This is a genomic window from Mesorhizobium sp. M0991, from assembly GCF_040318915.1.
GTDB lineage: Bacteria > Pseudomonadota > Alphaproteobacteria > Rhizobiales > Rhizobiaceae > Mesorhizobium.
On the sequence record NZ_JAMYNE010000058.1, the window covers coordinates 1 to 18,756 of the forward strand.

General features: G+C 61.2%; 20 protein-coding genes and 1 pseudogene. 9 read left to right on the plus strand and 12 right to left on the minus strand.

The features are described 5' to 3' along the window. The first annotated feature begins 91 nt into the window (after positions 1–91). On the plus strand, positions 92–694 hold the full coding sequence (locus tag NKH70_RS34075; protein ID WP_353027342.1) for a DUF6088 family protein: 603 nt from the start codon (positions 92–94) through the stop codon (positions 692–694). A 228-nt stretch (positions 695–922) separates the two neighbouring features. Further along, on the plus strand, positions 923–1,735 hold the full coding sequence (locus NKH70_RS34080; protein WP_353027343.1) for a nucleotidyl transferase AbiEii/AbiGii toxin family protein: 813 nt from the start codon (positions 923–925) through the stop codon (positions 1,733–1,735). 72 nt (positions 1,736–1,807) lie between these two features. On the opposite strand, the gene NKH70_RS34085 is transcribed toward NKH70_RS34080, so the two are convergent. The 4 genes from NKH70_RS34085 to NKH70_RS34100 form a co-directional block, all read right to left on the minus strand. Beyond that, on the minus strand, positions 1,808–2,488 hold the full coding sequence (locus NKH70_RS34085; RefSeq protein ID WP_353027326.1) for a hypothetical protein: 681 nt from the start codon (positions 2,486–2,488) through the stop codon (positions 1,808–1,810). 166 nt (positions 2,489–2,654) lie between these two features. Next, complete coding sequence (locus NKH70_RS34090; RefSeq protein WP_353027327.1) at positions 2,655–3,527, minus strand: carbohydrate ABC transporter permease; 873 nt, start codon at positions 3,525–3,527, stop codon at positions 2,655–2,657. Next, positions 3,524–4,414, minus strand: a complete 891-nt coding sequence (locus NKH70_RS34095; RefSeq protein ID WP_353027328.1) for a carbohydrate ABC transporter permease — start codon at positions 4,412–4,414, stop codon at positions 3,524–3,526. Before NKH70_RS34095 ends, NKH70_RS34090 begins: the two co-directional genes overlap by 4 nt. Before the next feature lie 43 nt (positions 4,415–4,457). Beyond that, complete coding sequence (locus NKH70_RS34100) at positions 4,458–5,750, minus strand: ABC transporter substrate-binding protein (protein WP_353027329.1); 1,293 nt, start codon at positions 5,748–5,750, stop codon at positions 4,458–4,460. A gap of 293 nt (positions 5,751–6,043) precedes the next feature. On the opposite strand from NKH70_RS34100, the gene NKH70_RS34105 reads away from it, so the two are divergent. From NKH70_RS34105 to NKH70_RS34120, 4 genes are read left to right on the plus strand one after another with little or no spacing between them, the layout of a single operon-like run. Beyond that, positions 6,044–6,202 (plus strand): hypothetical protein, encoded by a 159-nt coding sequence (locus NKH70_RS34105; RefSeq protein WP_353027330.1) that lies wholly within the window; start codon positions 6,044–6,046, stop codon positions 6,200–6,202. After that, entirely contained in the window at positions 6,199–7,074 is an 876-nt protein-coding gene (locus NKH70_RS34110; RefSeq protein WP_353027331.1) for an ROK family protein, read from the plus strand. Before NKH70_RS34105 ends, NKH70_RS34110 begins: the two co-directional genes overlap by 4 nt. Beyond that, the gene (locus NKH70_RS34115; RefSeq protein ID WP_353027332.1) at positions 7,071–7,841 is read left to right on the plus strand and encodes a GntR family transcriptional regulator; all 771 of its coding nucleotides are present in this window, start codon (positions 7,071–7,073) and stop codon (positions 7,839–7,841) included. Before NKH70_RS34110 ends, NKH70_RS34115 begins: the two co-directional genes overlap by 4 nt. Positions 7,842–7,878: 37 nt before the next feature. After that, complete coding sequence (locus tag NKH70_RS34120) at positions 7,879–8,670, plus strand: sugar isomerase domain-containing protein (protein WP_353027333.1); 792 nt, start codon at positions 7,879–7,881, stop codon at positions 8,668–8,670. Positions 8,671–8,770: 100 nt separating this feature from the next. Here NKH70_RS34120 and NKH70_RS34125 read toward each other — a convergent pair whose 3' ends face one another. The 4 genes from NKH70_RS34125 to NKH70_RS34140 all read right to left on the minus strand — a co-directional run bounded on the left by NKH70_RS34125 (position 8,771) and on the right by NKH70_RS34140 (position 14,596). Beyond that, a complete protein-coding gene (locus NKH70_RS34125; protein WP_353027334.1) occupies positions 8,771–10,729 on the minus strand; it encodes a CHASE2 domain-containing protein in 1,959 nt (652 codons plus the stop codon). A 90-nt stretch (positions 10,730–10,819) separates the two neighbouring features. Next, on the minus strand, positions 10,820–11,635 hold the full coding sequence (locus NKH70_RS34130) for a FecR family protein (RefSeq protein WP_353027335.1): 816 nt from the start codon (positions 11,633–11,635) through the stop codon (positions 10,820–10,822). 11 nt (positions 11,636–11,646) lie between these two features. After that, positions 11,647–12,921: a tetratricopeptide repeat protein gene (locus tag NKH70_RS34135; RefSeq protein WP_353027336.1), complete on the minus strand. Its 1,275-nt coding sequence runs from the start codon at positions 12,919–12,921 to the stop codon at positions 11,647–11,649. Positions 12,922–13,408: 487 nt separating this feature from the next. Further along, a complete protein-coding gene (locus NKH70_RS34140; protein WP_353027337.1) occupies positions 13,409–14,596 on the minus strand; it encodes a magnesium transporter in 1,188 nt (395 codons plus the stop codon). Positions 14,597–14,845: 249 nt separating this feature from the next. On the opposite strand from NKH70_RS34140, the pseudogene NKH70_RS34145 reads away from it, so the two are divergent. Beyond that, a pseudogene (locus NKH70_RS34145) lies at positions 14,846–15,760 on the plus strand (TIM barrel protein). 141 nt (positions 15,761–15,901) lie between these two features. Here NKH70_RS34145 and NKH70_RS34150 read toward each other — a convergent pair. After that, a complete protein-coding gene (locus NKH70_RS34150; RefSeq protein WP_353027338.1) occupies positions 15,902–16,153 on the minus strand; it encodes a helix-turn-helix domain-containing protein in 252 nt (83 codons plus the stop codon). Positions 16,154–16,294: 141 nt separating this feature from the next. Between NKH70_RS34150 and NKH70_RS34155 the strand changes: the two genes are divergently transcribed. Then, positions 16,295–17,002: a hypothetical protein gene (locus NKH70_RS34155; RefSeq protein ID WP_353027339.1), complete on the plus strand. Its 708-nt coding sequence runs from the start codon at positions 16,295–16,297 to the stop codon at positions 17,000–17,002. Further along, positions 16,938–17,195: a DUF2274 domain-containing protein gene (locus NKH70_RS34160; protein ID WP_353027344.1), complete on the plus strand. Its 258-nt coding sequence runs from the start codon at positions 16,938–16,940 to the stop codon at positions 17,193–17,195. The genes NKH70_RS34155 and NKH70_RS34160 overlap by 65 nt, the downstream gene beginning before the upstream one ends. A 29-nt stretch (positions 17,196–17,224) precedes the next feature. Here NKH70_RS34160 and NKH70_RS34165 read toward each other — a convergent pair whose 3' ends face one another. The 3 genes from NKH70_RS34165 to NKH70_RS34175 all read right to left on the minus strand — a co-directional run. Beyond that, positions 17,225–18,112 (minus strand): LysR family transcriptional regulator, encoded by an 888-nt coding sequence (locus NKH70_RS34165; protein ID WP_353027340.1) that lies wholly within the window; start codon positions 18,110–18,112, stop codon positions 17,225–17,227. A 226-nt stretch (positions 18,113–18,338) separates the two neighbouring features. Then, positions 18,339–18,557 carry a pentapeptide repeat-containing protein gene (locus NKH70_RS34170; RefSeq protein ID WP_353027345.1) on the minus strand — a complete coding sequence of 73 codons (219 nt, stop codon included), beginning with the start codon at positions 18,555–18,557 and terminating at the stop codon, positions 18,339–18,341. Continuing rightward, positions 18,500–18,756, minus strand: a 257-nt coding sequence (locus NKH70_RS34175) for a hypothetical protein (RefSeq protein WP_353027341.1), incomplete at its 5' end; no start/stop codon positions are given. The genes NKH70_RS34175 and NKH70_RS34170, both read right to left, overlap by 58 nt.

Here is an 18,756-nt window from a genome sequence, read left to right on the forward strand (position 1 = left end):
ACCCCGGCGATTTTTTTTTCGCGTGCCTTATCTTCAAAAAAAAAAACCCATTTTTTCCCCCCCCTCACCCCGTCCATTCCCCACGCCCGCTCTGTGTTTTGGGGCCCCCCCGGGGGGCGGGGCCCCCGGGAGCGTTTTCACGCCCAGCGATTTTCTTGATCTGGCGGGACGGTCAGCGATTGATCAGGCGCTCTCGCGCCTCATCAAAAGAGGCAGGTTGCGGCGTCTCGCCCGCGGACTTTACGATTTCCCGAAACTGCATCCAAAACTTGGGGCGCTTTCCCCGTCGCCCGATGATGTTGCCCAGGCGCTGGCCAGGGAGACGGGCTCTCATGTGCAGGTCGCCGGCACTCATGCGGCAAATGCGCTTGGTCTGACCAGCCAAGTTCCCGCCCGAACCTCATATCTCACGGATGGTCCATCCCGTCGCGTGGTGCTCGGAAGGCGTGTTATCGACCTGCGCCATGCGTCGCCCAAACACCTGATAGCACCGGGGAGTGCTGCGGGAACAGTCGTTCAGGCGTTGCGGCATGTCGGGCCGTCGCGGGCCGCCGATGTCGTTCAGATCGCGTCGCGCCAACTGTCCCTGAGTGACAAAAAGAGACTCGTCTCGACCGCCATACAGGCGCCGGCCTGGATGCGTCCGATACTACGCGCCATTGGCGACTCACCATCGGATGCGGCTCATGGATAGCTTCGCGCGCCAATCCGCGTCGGATAGGTCTGCTGTCTTTGGAGAATCCGGTGCGCGGCGCGGCATCGCGAGTATCGTTATCGAGAAGGACTTCTGGGTCTGCTGGACCTTGAAGCGACTTTTTGAACTCAAGATAAACGATGCACCCACCCTAGTCTTTAAGGGCGGAACTTCTCTCTCCAAGGCCTACGGTGCTATCAATCGCTCTCTGAAGACATCGACCTCTCCATCGACCGCGCCAATCTTGGATATGAGGGCGATCGAGATCCAGAAAGGCAAGGGATCAGCAAGAAGCAATCGGGCAAGCTCATTGATGACCTCATGGCTGATGTTGAAAAACACATCGCCAGCAAACTTCGGCCGGCCCTTAATGAGGCAATTGCCAGACAATTGGGTGATCCAGCTCAAGGCAAATGGTCATTGGAGATCGATGTCCACGATTCACAGACCATGAACTTTTACTATCCTGCCGCACTTGCCAGTCCAGACTATCAAGGCGTCGCCTACATTACGCCGCGGGTTAAGCTCGAGTTCGGGGCTCGAGGCGATCCTTGGCCAACCGAGCAGAAGACCATTCGGGCCTATTCGGCTGACGACTTTCCCGATTTCTTCGAGGATCCGGATTGCACCGTCACGGTCCTTTCGGCACGTAGAACGTTTTGGGAGAAAGTTACCGCGCTCCACGCCGAAGCGCACCGCCCGGAGGGCTCCCCCACACCTCAGTACTTTTCACGCCATTATTATGACGTGGCAATGCTGCTTGACACGGCAGAAGGGCGGGGCGCAGCTATTGACTTCGACATGTTGGAACAGGTCGCGAAACACAAGGCCGTGTACTTTAGATCCGGCTGGGCAAGTTACGACACCGCTCTTCCAGGCACATTGGACTTAATGCCTGCAGCGCACCGGATGAAGGACCTACGCGCCGACTACCAAGCAATGCAGGCGATGATGTTCGATGAGAAGCCTTATACATTTGACGAAGTCCTTGCCCGAATCGAGGCGCTGCAGGCAGCCACCAATGCAGCCGAGCATGGATGACTTCGTCCACTGATGTCCTGCAAATTGTTCGATGGAGCGGGATTGGAGTTGTAGGTTCCCGTCCATCTTTGATTAGCCATGTGGTGCGCCTGCCAACTCATCCTCGGCAGCTGCAAGAACGCGTTCGGGGTCCGAGGCGAGCACATCTTGCGGACGTTTGCCGCCAAGGAAGCTATTGATCGATGCAAACCAATAGGCGAGCCCCCAGGCATCCTTTTTCCCGCGAAACACGCTCAGAACCTTAGCGAGCGGTTTAGCGGGCCGATATCCAGCTGCAATATCCAGAGCGTAGCCAGGAAAATAGTCTACGCCCCGATGCCGAACTGCGAAGATCCGGCCTTCTTTTTTCCATTTGTTTGGCTGCGCACGTGGGTTGCTCGTGCTGAACCCTGCCATTGTCGCGACTTGAGGAGCAGTCAGCCAATCGCCGCTTTCCAATACTAGTCTTCTCGCCTCGGCCGCCATCCGCGCTTCTATGAGCATGTGTTGCGGAGGCGGTACGTGAGGGACCAGGGCCTCGATTATCGTGCTTATGGCTTCGCGCTGGCGACTCATCAGGATGGAACGGACCAGAGGCGCAATGCTGACGAGCGTGTCCGCGAGGCCGCGCACAGCAGGTTCACTCCCATGCTCGACCGTTACTGCAATGACCAGCTCCGCAGTTAGGCGATCAAGTCGGTCACAAACCTCCTTCGGCCTTCCGGTGAGGACGCCAAATCCCGACAGTTCAATAGTCTCATGGGTAAGTGCCATGATATCCCGCTCGTGGGGTGATGGGCATGGTTACATATGTAGCACAACAACCGGTATCACCGCTGCAGCTAGCTGTAGGCATTGGCGTCCAAGTTCGCTGATGGCCTGGTAGCTTTCAGGGCGCGTTCCGACGACAGCCGGGCGGATGCCGGCCGTGCCGCCGACGCTACCCCTTGACCGCCGAGCCGACGATCGAATCCACGAAGAAGCGCTGCAGGAAGACGAAGAGCACCACCGGCGGCAGCACAGCAACCGTGGCGCCGGCCATCACCAGTCCTGTATTGAGGGCGCCTCTGTTGTAGCTGAGCAGCCGGCTCAGGCTGATGACGATAGGATAGTCCTCCGCATTGCCCTGCAGCACGGTGAGCGGCCACAGATAGCTGTTCCAATGATAGACGAAGGCAAACAGCGCCAGTGCTGCAATCGCGGGCGCCACGCTCGGCGCGACGATCTTGAACAGGATCAGAAGTTCCGACGCGCCATCCATCCGCGCGGCGTCGATCAGATCGTCCGGCACGCCGGCTATGAACTGGCGCATCAGGAAAATGCCGAACGCATTAGCGAGGTTGGGTACGATAATGCCGGCAAGGCTGGCGTTCAGGCCGATTGATCCGACGAGACGGTACAGCGGGATCAGCGTGACGATCGGCGGCAGGAACATGGTAGCGATCAGCACCGAAAACAGCAGCGAGCGGCCGGGAAAGTGATGCTTGGCGAAAGCATAGCCAGCCATCATGCTGGTGACCAGAATGCCGGCGGTGGTGATCGTGGCGATCACCAGCGAATTCCACATCGAGCGGCCGACATTGATGACGCCGGACACTTTCTCATACGCTTCGAGGCTCGGCGTGCGCGGTATCCACACCGGCGGCACCTGCATGGTTTCGGCCGGCGTCTTCAGGCTGGAGAGAACCATCCACAACAGCGGGAAGGCGGAGGCCACGGCAACCAGCAGCATCAGCGTGGCGAGCAGGGCTCTGCGGCCCGCCAGGCGTTTGCGCGCCAACCGGCTCGACCCTGAGCGGCCCGGCGCGCTCATTCGTCATCCTTCCGGTTGGCAAATGCAAACAGCGCGCACACAACAACGATCAGCGCCAGCATCAGCATCACTGCCATGGCCGAGCCCAGCCCGCCTTGTGCGCGCTCGATGCCGACCCGGCGGATATGATAGGTCAGCACATTGGTCGAGCCGACCGGCCCGCCTTGGGTGATCAGCGCCACTGGCTCGAATACCTGCACCGCGTTGATGATGGCGATGACGGCGCTGAACAGGAGCGTGCGGCGTAGCAGCGGCAAGGTGATGAAACGGAACTGTTCGCGTCGGTTGGCGCCGTCAAGCGTCGCCGCCTCGTAAAGACTGCCCGGGATCTGGGTCAGGCCGGCGACGGCCAGCACCGTGAAATAGCCGATCTGCTGCCAGACATTGAGCACGACGATCGAGATCAACGCCGATCTTGGCGAGGACAGCCAGAGTTGCGGGCCGATGCCGGCGAGACCGAGCATCTGGTTGAGCGGCCCTTCGCTCGGCGAATAGAGCTTCGACCAGACCAGCGTCACGGCGATCATCGGCACCATGTAGGTGGAAAACAACACGGTCCGCAGCGCCGTGCCGCCTGCGACATCGCGCTGATAGACCATCAAGCCGAACGCTACCGAAAGGGGCAGGATGAGGATCACCGACAATGCCGTGTAGACGGCGGTGTTGAGCAGCGCTCGCTTGAAATCCCGCCCGACCGAGGTCGGCCCGAATATTTCGCGAAAATTGTCGAAGCCAATGAAGCTCGCATTGGCAAAAGGTGTTTGCGTCGACCAGTCCTGAAATGACAGCCAGATGGTGAGCAGCATCGGCAACAGGATGAAAATGCCGATCAATGTCACGGCGGGCGCCAGCATGATGCCCGCCGAGGCACGATAGGTCTTGATCATCGCTCTGCTTCCAAAGCGTCGGGCTCTTGAAACAGCGCCTTCGCTATTTGGCGGCACGCTCCAGGATCGAGACGGCATCGGCCTGCGCGTTCGCCTGCGTATCCTTGGCCGAGAGCTGGCCATACTGCAACGCCTCGAGCGTCTGCTGCAGCGATTCGCTGAACTCCTGGCCGCCCGGCACGACAGGGAAGGGCTTGGCGTCGGCAAGCACGCTGACATAGCCGGACAAGAACTCGGAGCCGAGCTTGTCCTTATGGGCCTCTATATCGGAGGTCCGCGTCGGCAGGATGCCCATCGACATCAGAATATCCGACATTGCCGAGGCGCCGTTCTTGCCGGACTTCGGACTGTTCAGCCATGCCAGGAAATCCCATGCCGCTTTTTGTTCGGCCTGACCGGCATTGGCATTGACGACGGTCATCCATGAATAAGAGATCGAGTGCGGCTTGTCACCGCTCGGACCGACCGGGATGGGTGCGGTGGCGATATTGGAGAACTTGTCGCCCATGCCGGTCTTCAATGCGCTTTCCCACCAGTTGGCCATGATGATCATGCCGGTCTTGCCGGAGACGAAATTGTCGAGGAAGGGACCGGTGGTGTTGGCGTCGGCCGTGGCCATCGCCGGATCGCTGGCGCCGGATTTGATCAGATCCTCGTAGAGCTGGAAAGTCTCGCCGGCTTGCGGACTGTCGAGCATCGGTTTGCCGTCCTTGACCAGCTCGCCGCCATTGGAGACCAGCAGCGAGGCGAAGGGATGGACGACGCCCGCCGCCCAGGAATTGATCATGCCGAAACCTTGCTGGCCGGCATCTTTCCTGGTCAGCTTCTGGGCCGCATCCTTTAATTCAGACCAAGTCTTCGGCGCGGCCGTAATGCCCGCCTGCTTGAACAGCTCCTTGTTGTAGTTCAACGCATAGACGTCGATCTCGTTTGGAATGCCGTAGAGCGTGCCACCAACGGAGGCTGCGCTGACGACACCAGCCGGCCACCCACTCCTGACCTCGCCGGCAACCGTGTCGGGGGCCGGCGCGACCAGCTTGTCTCGCGCCAGTTCGGGCAGCCACAAATCATAGATGCCACCGATCGTGGGCCCATCGGAACTGCCGCCCTGGGAACGCAGCGTCGTCAGGAGATCGCCGAAGGGGACAGCGCGCACGGTGACGGTCACATCCGGATTGGTCCTGGCGTAGTCCTTGGCCGCGGCGTCCAGCAAAGCGACCGTTTCGGGCGACCAGTGGGTCAGATAGGAGATGTTGACCGATTGCGCCCAACCAATGGTGGGCGACGCCAGCAGCCCTGCAGCCAATGCCAGTTTCGAAACCCAAGCCAAAGACATCCGGATCCTCCGCGTAGCCGCACAGCGATATGAATGACGTTATGACAACTTGAAGCAACGATGCAAGCGCTATCTTCGTGAAGAGTTCCCGCCGGCGCTGTGGACGATTTCTTCGTCGGGCCCCGCAATGGGAAAAATAGATTGTGGACCTTACACTTAACCGAGGCGGTTCGAGCTGTTTCTCACTGCCGGGTATGCTCAAAACGTGCCGCAAGGCTCTTGCGCTCGAAGTCATGTCGTTATAATGACAATTCGCGCTGCAAAGGACGCCGATGTCGAATGAGAGACTGATCATGGTTCATCGACGCGCTGCGCTCAGCCTGATCGGCGGCTTTGGCGCCGCGTGCACCGGGCTCTGTATTGCGCTGCCGACCAGAGCCGACGACACCGTGGCCTTGTGGAGCTGGCGCACCGAGGGCCGGGCGGCCGCCGATTGGAGCCGCTCTCGATGACACGCGTTCTCGCCATCGATCTTGGCGGCACCAATTTGCGCGCCGCAGTCCATACTGGCGATGTTCGCTGGCTGGAGATGCTGAGCCGCGAGCCTGCGCCGGCAAGCCTTGATGCCTTCGTCGCCCGAATCGGTGCCTTGCGCGCCGAGGCCGGTCCGGTCGAGGCACTTGGCCTGGCGGTGCCGGGGCTTGTCGAGGGCTCGGTCTGTCGCTGGGTTCCGAACCTGCCCTATCTCGACGGCATCGATGTCGCGGCCTTGTTTCCTCGTCTGCCTGTTGCCATTGGCAACGATGCGCACATCGCCATGCTGGCCGAAGCGGTCGAAGGTGCCGCAAAGGGCCTGTCTGATGCCATCCTGCTGGCGATAGGCACCGGCATCGGCTCCGCCGTTCTGGCCAATAATCGCATTGTTGCCGGCGCACGTAGCGGCGCCTGCTCATTCGGCTGGGCCTGTGCCGATATCGAGGATGAAGGCGAGGACCGCAGCGGCTGGCTGGAGCGCTTCGCTTCCGGCCGGGCATTCGATGCCGCGGCGCGCGAGATCGGGCTAACCAATGGCGGCAGGCTGGTCGAGGCCGCCCGGGCCGGCAAGACGGCCGCGCTTGACGCATTGGAGCTGCCGGCGCGCCGGCTGGGCACTGCCTTGGCGGGTGCGGTCGCGCTGCTCGACACCCAGGCAGTCTTGATTTCCGGCGGACTTGCGGATGCGCTGGACGTGGTAGGGCCGCCGTTGCTTTCGGCATTGCGGCGTCAGCTGCCGCCTCATCTGCGCGACGTCGTTCTGCGGTCCGGCGAATTCGGTTCCCGCGCCGGTCTCGTCGGCGCCTCGCTGGCCGGTCTCGCCGGCGCACAGTGGAGGCAAATAAGATGAGCGGGCCGAGCTTTCAGCAACCCGACCGCCGAAGGCCCGAGCCGCTCTGGTATCAGGTGGAAGAGGCCATCCGCGCCATCGTCAAGAGCGGCGAGTGGGCAACCGGCGACCAGATTCCGGCCGAAGACAGACTGTGCGCCCTGTTCGGGGTGAGCCGTATCACGCTGCGTCACGCACTGCGCAATCTGGAGGAGCACGGGCTGCTCAGGCGCGAACATGGCCGTGGCACCTTCGTGCGCTCCACCACGCTGGTCGCCGGCACCCGCGAACTCACCAGCTTCACGCAGGAAATGGGCAATATGGGCGTGGTCGCCGGCTCGCGCTTGCTCGACTGCAGCCTGACCACCGCCAATGCCGCCACGGCCGGAGCGCTGGAGATCGAGGAGGGCGACCCGGTGGTGCGCATCCGGCGGCTCAGGCTCGGCAACAACGAACCGATCGGTATTCAGACTGCGCAACTCTCGGCCGCGCGCGTGCCCGGCTTTCTCGATGCCGGCCTGTTGCAGGGCTCGCTCTACGAAGCGCTGGAGCGCCATTACGGCATCGTGCCGGTCGCGGCGCGCGAAAATTACCGTGTCGGTGCGGTCGGGGCGGCGGATGCCGAGTTGCTCGATCTGCCGACGGGAAGTCCCGCTTTCGTGGTCGAGCGCATCACCACCGACGAGCGTGGCCCATTCGAATTCACCGTTTCCGTGATGCGGGGCGACCGCTACGAAATCCGCTCGACGCTGCGCGCCGGCCGCGCCGCGCCAACCGCAAGAAGTTGAGCCATTACCGAAGCCGACACATAACAGGAGTACCGACGTGTCCGATCTTTACATACCTCGCCTTGCCGCCCTCATCGAACAGGCCTCGAAAGCCAATGCCGAGGCCTTTGGCGAGGCGGCCAATCGCTTTGCCGACACGCTCGAGAGCGGTGGGCTGGTTCATCTTTACGGCTCGGGCCACTCGGTGTTGCCGGTTCAGGAAGTGTTTCCGCGCTACGGCAGCTATGTTGGCTTCAATCCGCTGACCGACCCGCGTGTCATGTGGCATAATGTGCTCGGCGCCGGCGGCGTACGCGAACTTCTGTGGCTGGAGCGGACCGAGAAATACGCCGAGAAATTCCTTGATCACCAGCCGCTGAACAAAGGCGATTCGATCATCATCTTCGGCCACAGCGGCCGCAATTCGTCGGGCATCGATACGGCACTTTACGCCAAAAAACGCGGCATCTTCGTTGTTGCGGTGACCAGCAAGAACAATCTCGACAAGCCGGCGACGCACTCTTCCGGCAAGCGGCTTGCCGATGCCGCCGACCTTGTCATCGACACCTGCTCGCCGATCGAGGATGCCATCGTGCCGGTCGATGGCTGGAGCCGGCCGGTCTCCGGTTCGTCGACCGTGCTAGCCATGATCCTGGCGCATGAGCTGATCGCCCGCACCGCCGAGGCGCTTTCGAAACGCGGCATCGAACTGCCGGTTTTCGCCTCGCCGACAATTGCCGGCGTCACACTGCACGACACCGACGTCATCTATGGCGTCTATCGCGAGAGAATGCTCGAGGCGCAGAAGAAGCACCTGCCGACCTTCCAGGCGACCATGCGCGGCGAATGACAACCGGGGGGCACGCAAACCGCTAGGCCTCCCAAGCGGAAAATCAGTTCACAATGCAGGCCGGCACCCTGCGATCCGCTGGATCCGATCAGCGTGCGCTTCAGGTTAGGGGTGCAAGATCAGGAGGAGGCATTTCCGAGGACAGCGGCGAACCAACCACCATGGCAGGGGCGCCAGATTGCTCACCACGTTGGCTCCCTTCTTCGCGGCTCATACGTTGGTGAGTGGCTTGTAGCTCCGGAATGGTGAAAACCGGCACCTCGCCCTTGAAACCCTGGAGCTCAAAGGCGCCCGCCTGGACGACTGGCATCGATGCTCCTTCCGCAAAGCCGGGGCCAAGCACCAGGGGGATGCCCAGCTTCTTGGTCGTCGACTCGAGCCGTGCCGTGCGGTTCACCGGCGAACCGATCGCGGTGTAATCGAAGCGCCGTTCGGAGCCGAAATTGCCTACCGAGCAGATGCCCGTCTCGATGGCGACGCCGATTTGGATGGAGGGGTGGCCATCCGCGGTGAAGGCGGCGTCTTCGCGCTTTACCCGTTCGATCAGGGCAAGCCCCGCGTCGAGCGCGCGCTCGCGATGATCCGGCTGATCAAGCGGCGCATTCCAGAAGGCCAGCACCGCATCGCCCATGAACTTGTCGATGGTGCCGTCGCGCTTGAGGATCTCATCGGTCGCAATGCCGAGGAAGTGGTTGACCACCTTTGCAATTTCTTGGGTATCGAGTCGTTCGCTCATCGTCGTGAAGCCGCGTATGTCGCTGAGCAGGATTGTGATCTCGCGCTTCTCGCCGGACAGGATTGCTTCGGTGTCCGAGCTTGCGAGGCGCTGCACCACGGAAGGCGACAGGTATTGGGAGAACTGCCGTGCCAGGGTGGACCGGCGCTGCTCGCTGCGCCTGTAGAGGACATAGCCTTCGAAGCCGGCTACCAGGATCGTGGCCAGCGCCGGCTGCAATGGGTCATAGAGTGCACCCTGCAGACTGTATTCGAGAGCGCCGAAAAGGACGGGCGTAATAACCAGCAGCGCCAGGGCGAGGGCGCCAAGCACGACGCGCCCGGCGAGCACTCCGGAAAGCCCGATGAAAATGACGCCACTGAGGACAAACCAGAGCCGCTCGAGCGTACGCGCGTGCGTTGGCTCGGCAAGATAGCGCCCGGCAAGCATCTGGCCGATTGCATCGGCGTGGATGTCCGCGCCTGGTCGCGCTGGACGCGTCGGGGTGGGTAGATACTGCGTCAGTCCCACGGCCGACAGATCGACAATGGCGATGGCGTCCCGCAGCCGCGGATCATTGTCGCCCGAAAGGATAGTGCTGGCAGATATACGGGGCGTATCCGTGGCGGTTTCCCAAAGGCGGATGCTCCCCTCCGGCTCGAGCGGCACAATGGCGCCGGCCATCCTGAGTGCGTCAAACCCGGCGGCATTCATCCGGGCTATGTAGCCGTCCTGCCCGGCGTAAAGGCGCAGGAGCTCGAGTGCGAAGGACGGCCAGAGCTGCACGCCTTGAGCGGTATTGCGAAGCCAGAGCAGCGGCACATGGCGTAGTTCGCCATCGGGATCGGGCAAGGTGCGAATTACGCCGAGGCCCGCGGCGGCGTTCGAGAATTCGGCAAGCGAGCCGGTCAGGCCGGTGAAGCCGGGAAGTGTGTCGGGTACCTGCCCGACGATCGACCAGCCGGCTTTGGGTTCTGCTTCTGAAACCGTCGCCTCGTTGCCCAGACTGACGGCAAGCGCCGTTCGATTTTTCGACAGCGCCGTTGCCAGGCGCTTGTCTCCGGCGATGCCGTCAGGCGAGGTGTCGGCCTCGGGCAGCACCAGCGCAAGCCCGATCACCACGGCGCCGGATTTGGTGATGCCATCGACCAGATCGGCCAAGAGGCCGCGGTTCCAGGGCCATCGCCCATGTGCATTGAGGCTGGCGTCGTCTATCGAGACAATCACGACAGGATTGCTCGTCGCCTGGCGCGGGGCGAGAAACTGGTAGAAGTCGTACGTGCGTTCGCGCAGCCGCGACAGCGGGCCGTCGAAAGCTAAATGGCAAGCGAGCAGCAGGAGCACGACCACAAGACCGGATATTTTGCGCCTGGCAGCTTGCCGCCAATCAGCCCAGCGCGAACCGACCAAGAGGCTCATGTCGTGCCGCCGGGCTTAATTGCAGTAGTAGCAGCAACCCTCACCCTCACACCCACCCTCATCCTCATCCACACCGCCGCCCACAGGTGGCGTTGGGGTGTCGGGGAACTCCATGACCACTCCTGGCAATGCGCCGTCGGTGGAGTCGCAGACTTTGAGCGAGCCGCCGAGTGCTGACGCACAAAGCGCGCTTACGTCCAGTCCCGGACCCGGTGCGCCTGGCAGGCCGGTGCCGGCTATCCGGTCGATGCTGTCCAATATCGGGAAGGTGTCGATTCCGCCGTAGCCGGTCAGCAGCTTGCCATTTTCCGACGTGCAGGCGTAGCCCGGGTTTGTGATGACCAGCCGTTTGCCATTGATCGTGCAGGTCATGCGGCCGGCGCGCAGTATGCCGACGGTCTGGCCGGCTGCCACCAGCACTTCGATGATGCCGCCTCTGGCCCCGAGCACCATGTGCGGCGTCGCAACCTGCATGACGCCACCTTTCGAAACCTGACCGCCATAGAAACGGGCCAGGCCGCTGTTCATCCCGATGTCGATCTTTCCCGATCCGGCGCCTGGATTGTAGACGAATTCATCGATCGTCAGGCTGGTGTTCGGACCAATCTTGGCGCTCGATTCATCCCGGAACACCAGCATTCCAAGACCGGTGGGATTGCTGCGCAGCTGATCGCCGAGTTCGACGCCTGAGCCGACGTTCATTGTCGCGCCGTTGTTGCGGACGATGTTGGTCTGGTAGGCCGTCATCGACCCGACCGTTTCAGCGGCGGAAGGTGCCGCAAAGGCAAGGCAGGCGACAAAAATGGCGATCTGACGGTACGGGGTCCTCATCGCGGCCTCTTTCAATTGAGCGTCAATGTGTAGCTCATGAGCATTTCGAACGATTTTCGGTCGCGGCTGGCAATGTCGAAGTTGGTTTCCCGATAGGCGAGATCGACGCTGATTTTTTGCGCCTCGGTGAGCTGGAAATCGCTTTCGGAGGCAATGCGCCAGAAGTCGCTCTTGATGTTTGTGCCGATGCCGACGGACAGATCGGGAGTGTCGCTGTGGCCGGCCGAGAAGGCGACCTGGTGCGACCATGCGAAAAGATCCGGTACGTTCATCAACAGGCCGCCATACCGGACCTCGCCCGTGTAGCTGCGGCCGATTTCGCCAGATCCGGAGGCGAAGTCATTCGAGCCGACAAAGCGCAGTCCGAGCGCCTGGCCATTGCGGAAGCGGTAGCTGCCGCCTGCCTCATAGAAAACCCTGCGATCGGCGAAAATGCCTTGCGAGGGGCTTAGATCGATGTAGCCGCCACCGGCGAAAAGCGTCGTCTCGACCGTCGGGCGCACGAGGAAGCGTCCACTGAGGCCGATGCCGGTTTCGTGGATATCGCTGTCGAAACGATCTGTAACGGTAAACGCGGAAAGCAGCAGGCGCAGCGAATCGATCCCACTGTTGGGTAGCCCCTTGTCCCAGGTAATCGCTGCGTCGCCGTGGATAAAAGTCTTCTCGCTACCCGGTACCGACAGGTCTTCCGTGAAAAAGCGCTGTGTCGCCGTCAATGACCCTGAAAGGACGAGAGCGTCAGCACTTGGCGTGCCGAGGTCCCACCGGACAAAGCCTTGCGCGCGCCCATAGGGCGAGACGAAGCTGTCGTCGTCCTGCGCCCCGCCCGGCTCAAAATCGGTAAATGCGCTGAACACGCCGCCGGTCAGGGCCAGTTCCCAGGTGACGCCACGCAACGCGCGCTCGATGCGGGCGAGCAGGCGAACGGCTTCCTGCTGCTCACTTGCCGACAGACCGCCGACTTCGATGCCGTACTGCACCTGCCGCCGGGCCAATTCATAGGAGCCGACATGATAGTACAACCGGCTGGCCGCCAGCCGGGCGCGAGCATCGCGGGGGTATTTGATCAGATACTGCTCGATTGAGGAGATCGCCTGATCGTATTGTCCCGCGTTGACGGCAACTGTGACGAACTGGGCGAGCGTTCCGTTGTCAGCCGGACTGGCGATGCGGGCCGAAAACGCATCGTCATATGCAGTAAAAAGACCTTGTGCGCCGGCCGGCAATACGCCGGTACAAAGCAGCGCCGCGGCGCAGCCGAAGATCGTTCGAAACGAAGATTGCATGCCGAGAACCCACCCCAAACCCGACTAGTGCGAAGGACTTAGCACGACCACAAGAAAAAGGCGACTGAACGGTCGCCAGACCATGCGAGTCTCAGCAGCTGTTGCAGTTGCGCAACAAACCATCGGGGTTATTCGTATTTCGGCTGCGCCGGTTGTCAAAACATCTTCTCAGGTTTGCTGTAACAATGGAAGTATTCGGCACCAGCGGCAACCAACTCAAATCATCACCAGTAGTGGATCGCATATCCGGCAAGATTAATATTGTTTGCGCGATTCGGCGCGTATCTGGTCACTGAATGAGCCATCAAGGTCGTCCACGCTCATCCAAAGGTCTTCCGTGGCACTGCGCAAGCGATCTGAGAGCTGCCGCGAGGTGCTTCTGACGACGCGTACGCGATGCGGCACGGCTCTTGCTATTTCGTTGAACGCGACGAGCTCAGCTTATAGGAACCCATCTCTCCATGGATGCGTCACCGGAGGCGCCTTGCTAGAGCACGAGCATGGTGGCCAGCCCCAGCATCAGGCCCATGCCTACGATATCGGTCACGGTGGTGAGGAAGATCGCCGAAGCTACGGCCGGATCGGCGCCGACCCGGCGTAGGCCCAACGGGATCAGCACGCCGGAGATTCCGGACATGAGGCACGATCCGGACATGGCGAGCAGGATCACAAGTGCCAGCATGGGTGCCTGGGGTGCCGACTCCGGTTGCCTCGAGGCGTAGAACCACATCGCCGCAGCCGCCACAAGACCGACGAGCACGCCGTTGGCGATCCCGAGCACGCCCTCCCTCATCACCAGGTGCAGCTTCGGTCGTTTGTCCACATCCCCCAGGGCAAGGCCACGCAGCGTCATAGCCAGTGCCTGGCAGCCGGTGTTTCCGCTCTGCCCGGCCAAGACCGGGAGGAACGCCGCCAGGGCGACGATCTTCTCGATCGTGCCCGTGAACGAACTTACCACGAAAGCGGCCATGAAGGCCGTCAGCAGATTCAGCTGCAGCCACGGATGACGCTTCAAGAAGGCTGAAAACAGCGGCGTAAAAGCACGCTCCTCCTTCTGCACACCCACCATCTGGCCAGGCTGGGCAGAAATCTCGATGATTTGCTGCTCGAACAAGCGCCAGCCGCGAACCTGCCCGAGCAGCCGGTTGTCCGCGTCCACCACGGGATAGACAGGGTAGTGACGGCGTACCGCCGCCTTGCAGGCGTCGCTCAAAGACAGACCAATGTTAAGGGCGAACGGCTTTGGCAGCATTATCTGATCCACCATCGCGTCCGGTTCGCTCAGCATCAGATCGCGCAGGACCACCAGGCCAACCAATTTGTCGCCCACGTCCGTGACGTAGAGGTAGGTGAGCTCGGTCGGCACCTGGGCGCGTCTGACGGCCTCCACTGCGGCGGCTACCGTCGTCCCCAGAGGAACGCTGGCGGGAATCGAGTCCATCAGCTCGACGAGCGAATCGGGGATCACGAAATCCTTGCCATCGCTGTGCGGCTCGATAGGCTTCAAATGCGGTGGCAAATGCTCCGCCACCTTGCGGGCGTGCCCATCCGGCAACAACTTTAGTGCGTCCCGGATGAACTCTGGAGACTCTCGGCCAAGCAATTCAGCCGCGTCATCAGGTGCTCGAGCACGCAGCGTGCGCACCAACTTCTGAACGTCGTTCTCTTCTTTCATCTGCCGCCCGCCCCCAATTGAAAGTCACATAATATGTAAAGTATCGGATCGCACCAGTGCGGAAATACAACAGCTTCCTCCGGCCCCAGCAGTCCGCTTTATGGTTCTCGAAGTTATTGCGGCCCATTATGAGTTGATGTACGCCGACTGACAGCAGCGGTGACCCCGCAGACGCCATCTCACCTGGGGTGATCCGGATCGGCCCGGAATTCCCGCCGAAACTCCTACGGGCCGTCCTCGGAAATGCATATGAGCAACATCATCGCAGCAGGCTTCAATTCAATCTCTGCCAATGGCGGGTTGGAGAGCCTTGCGGCGGACTTTCGCAGCTTTGCCGACATGGGCGTCGAAGCCGTCGAACTGGGACTGACGACCCTCGACCTCATAGCGGGTGGCCGTGTCATCCCCGAGAGAGCCGACAGGCTTGTCGCACTGACCAGCCAATTCGATCTCCGCTTCACGGTTCACGGCGTCGTCTCGTCGAACCTCATGGACCCGGCGGTCTGAAGCTACCAGATTGATGCCGCCAAGGCTTTGGTCGAACTCTGCGATCGGATCGATGCGCGCGTCCTTATCCAGCATAGCGGGCATTATCGCGCCGACCAGGTCCTCGAACGAGCCGGTGCCGAGGAACGCGAACGCGAAGCGTTGTTCGAACTTGCCGAGTTCTGCAAGGCCTATGGTGTGCGCATCGCCTTCGAGAACCTCTTCGCCATGGAACCGGGTCAGTGCCGGCAGACCCCGGCCGAGGTGGCGCAGACGGTGAAGGCGGTCGGCCATCCCAACCTGGTGGCGCTCATCGATTTCAGCCACGCCTATATTGAATCCACCCATCGCGGCCTGAACTTCCGCGAGCAGCTGCGGGCCATGGCGCCGGTGGCGAGGCACCTGCATGTCCATGACTCTTTCGGGCGCCCGCAGGGCTTCCACAGAACCTACCTCCCGCAGGAGGATGCAGCGCTGGGTATAGGCGACCTGCACATGCCCCTCGGCTGGGGCGATATCGAATGGGATGACATCTTCAGTGAGCTGGCCTTCTTGCCGGGGACCGTCCTCATCATGGAAATCGGACCCCGCTATCGCAACGAGCGGCCCGATTGCCTGGCCCGGGCAAAAAACCTCATCGCCTTGAACAATCGCGCTGAGCGCGGAGCGGCGGAGTAAAGGTCGAGTATCCGCCCCCGCGGTGCTGCCAATGTCGGCCAGAGTGCCGAACTCGTTGGCAGCAAGCCATTCTGCATTGGCAAGATCGACCGTGACAAGTCTTGTCGATCCTGTTTTCGGGTTTTGCTCGCCGCCGTGAGTTCATTTGCTTTCCAGGCGTACCAGTCGTACGCCAGGTCCGCCCATGTTTTCTGGGATGAATTCGATACCGGCAACCTCCAGCGCTTGGCGAATCGCTGCCATATTGTTCGGATGCGGAACCCGGGCGCCTCGCTCGAAATCGACCACTGTAGGCCGTGATACCTTGGCGGCGTCCGCCAGCTCGCGCTGACTTATTCCCAACATCGCGCGAGCGCCCCGACACTGCGCGGCAGAAATTTTACTATAAGTCAAACGTTTATCTCTTGGGTTGACTTTTCACCGGTAGCTTGTCAAATTGTCCCGGTTATACGTGCGGCAAGTTCGCGGCCGAACAGGATGTTTGCACCATCCCGCCCGGCCTGACCGCAACCCAAGCTGATTGGAGCTCGGATCATGGCTGATTCCGACAATACCACGACTCTACCTTTCGTCACTCGCAGGCAAGTGCTTGCGAGAACAGCGGTGGCCACCACCGCGTGGACGCTTAATGGCAATGTGTTCGCTGGCGACGCCGGAAGAACGAACGTAGCTTCTGATCCTGCGCTAGCGCTTTGGAAGGAATGGGAAGCTGCTCATAATCTGACCGAGCGGCTTTGCCGGAAGCAGCAGCGGCTGGAGACAAGGCTTGTCGAGAGCGTCGGCTTTCCTTGTGTGACTGTCCGCCTGGCCGAAGGTGAGCAGGTGACGGTCCATTCGATCGAGATGCTCAATGAAGTGCTCGGCAAAGCGCCGGATATGGCGGCTCTCCGCGATAAGGCCGAAGCTGATTTCGCGGCGCATCAGGCACGCTGGGATGCGGCTGCGGAGGAAGCCGGCTACACCGCCGCCTTCAGGGCCGAGCGCGAGGCTGGCGAGAAAATGCAAGATCTGCTGCAAGCGTTCTCAGCGACTCCCGCCACCACTGTCGCCGGTGTCGCAGGCAAGCTCGATGCCGTATTGCGCGAGGGCGAGGCATGGGAGGAATGCTCCGAATTTCCTTGGCCGCAAATCCGTTCAGCGCTCAGCGACCTGGTGCGCATCGCCGAAGGCTTTGGTGCTGACCGGGCGCGGCGCCCGAGAATCCGTCACGACCAAGCAGAAACTCTCCGCCATTCCCGATGACCGTCCGGTCAAGATCACGGTCGAACTGCCCGGCGCCGTTCATCGCGATCTGGTCGCCTATGCTGAATTGCTCGGCCGCGAGACCGGACAGATAGTCGCCGATCCGGCAAAGCTGATAGTGCCGATGCTGACACGGTTCATGACAACGGACAGAGCGTTTGCCAGAGCCCCACGAACGCTGAGGCCGGGATAACTATTTGGGTCATCGCGATCGGACGTCCGTCAGGACGAATACCGATCGCGCAGGAACGCGATGAAGACCGGCAGGGCAGGATTGGCGTTGTCCGGGCGCCAACGGGCAAAATTCGAGATCTGGATCGGCTTGCCCCCGATCCGGAGCTTACGGCAGACGGCGCCTTCAGGAACGCTGTTGGCATCTCCATCGTGGATCAGAGCGACACCAAGGCCATTTCCGACAAGGCGCAGAAGGACGCCCGCACAGACGTGATGTTCGACGATCGCGGGAAGCTGCACGTCGCTTCCAACAGCGTCGGCGAGCAGAAACGCTTCGCCCCTGCGCACGAGCAGCGTCTCCCGGCCTAGCTCCGACCACTCGATCACGGGACGGCTTGCGAGAGGATGATTTGGAGCGAGAACGACGGCTAGGGTATCCTTCCACAATCTCAATTCGAATGCGCCGCCGGTGGATTGGGAGGAGGAAGTGACGGTAACGTCGACCTCCGCCCCGCGCGAGATAGCGCCAGGTTCAGGGTGAGACCCTTCGATCAAGCTGACGGTCACATTTGGATGACATTGCCCGAACTCGATGATCGCATCCAGCGCTCGCCCGGCTAGGATGAGTCCGTTGGAGCCGATGGAAAGCCTTTGTTGTTCATCTTTAATGCCGGTCCTGGCCAGCGTCAGAGTATTCTCCAGTTCGAGCAGCACGGAGCGTAGACGATCGAGGAAACGCTCGCCGGCCGGGGTTGGCCCAACGCCGCGGGCATGGCGATGAAAAATCCTCGTTCCCATCGCGTATTCGAGATCGCGTATGCGCCGGCTGAGCGCGGAGTGATCGATACCGGCGCGCCGCGCCGCGCGCAGAAAGCTGCCCTCCTCGGCGACCACAAGCGCATATTTGAGTGTCGCGAGTTGAATGGAGCTCCGCATCTCTGCTCAAGGTCAAGGCAGCGACAAATTGCAGACATTTGAGCGCTTTTGACGCCGGCGGGCTATCCCCAGATCTCAGTATTGACATTGAGTGAAACCATCCCGGCGTCTTCTAAGCAGGATCACGAGGACAAGGACGATACCATTCCATTTTTCGGGCGAACCTTATGGGGCACGTCGCGCTAGGCCGTAAACTCATAAATTGAGCCCGCTCCGTCTTGCACGGTCAATGCGAGGGCAATTCCCCGTTTCGGAAAACATAACCATAGGCGGAGGCCCCTTCGAAATTTGCGTCAGAAAGGTCTGCGCCATCGAAGACCGAACCATCTATGGCAGAACCGTAGAAGCTCGCCGCCGCCAGATTTGCGCCTGTAAAGTCGCACGTTTTTACATTGCAGTGGGAAAAGTCTGCACCTTGGAAGCGGGCGCCGACGAAGCTGGCAATGAGAAAGCTACCGGTGAAAACAGCCTCTCGAAGATCGCAACCGCTGAAATCGTAGAACCGTCGTCGAGGTCGAGGTCGGCAAAGACGCGCTCTCCGGCAGCGTAGCGCTCAAGGGTAAGCGCGAATTTCCCCGCACCTTTTGCTGTTGAGTGCTCTGATGCATGAGGTGTCCACCAAAATAGGTGGACACCTTGTGATG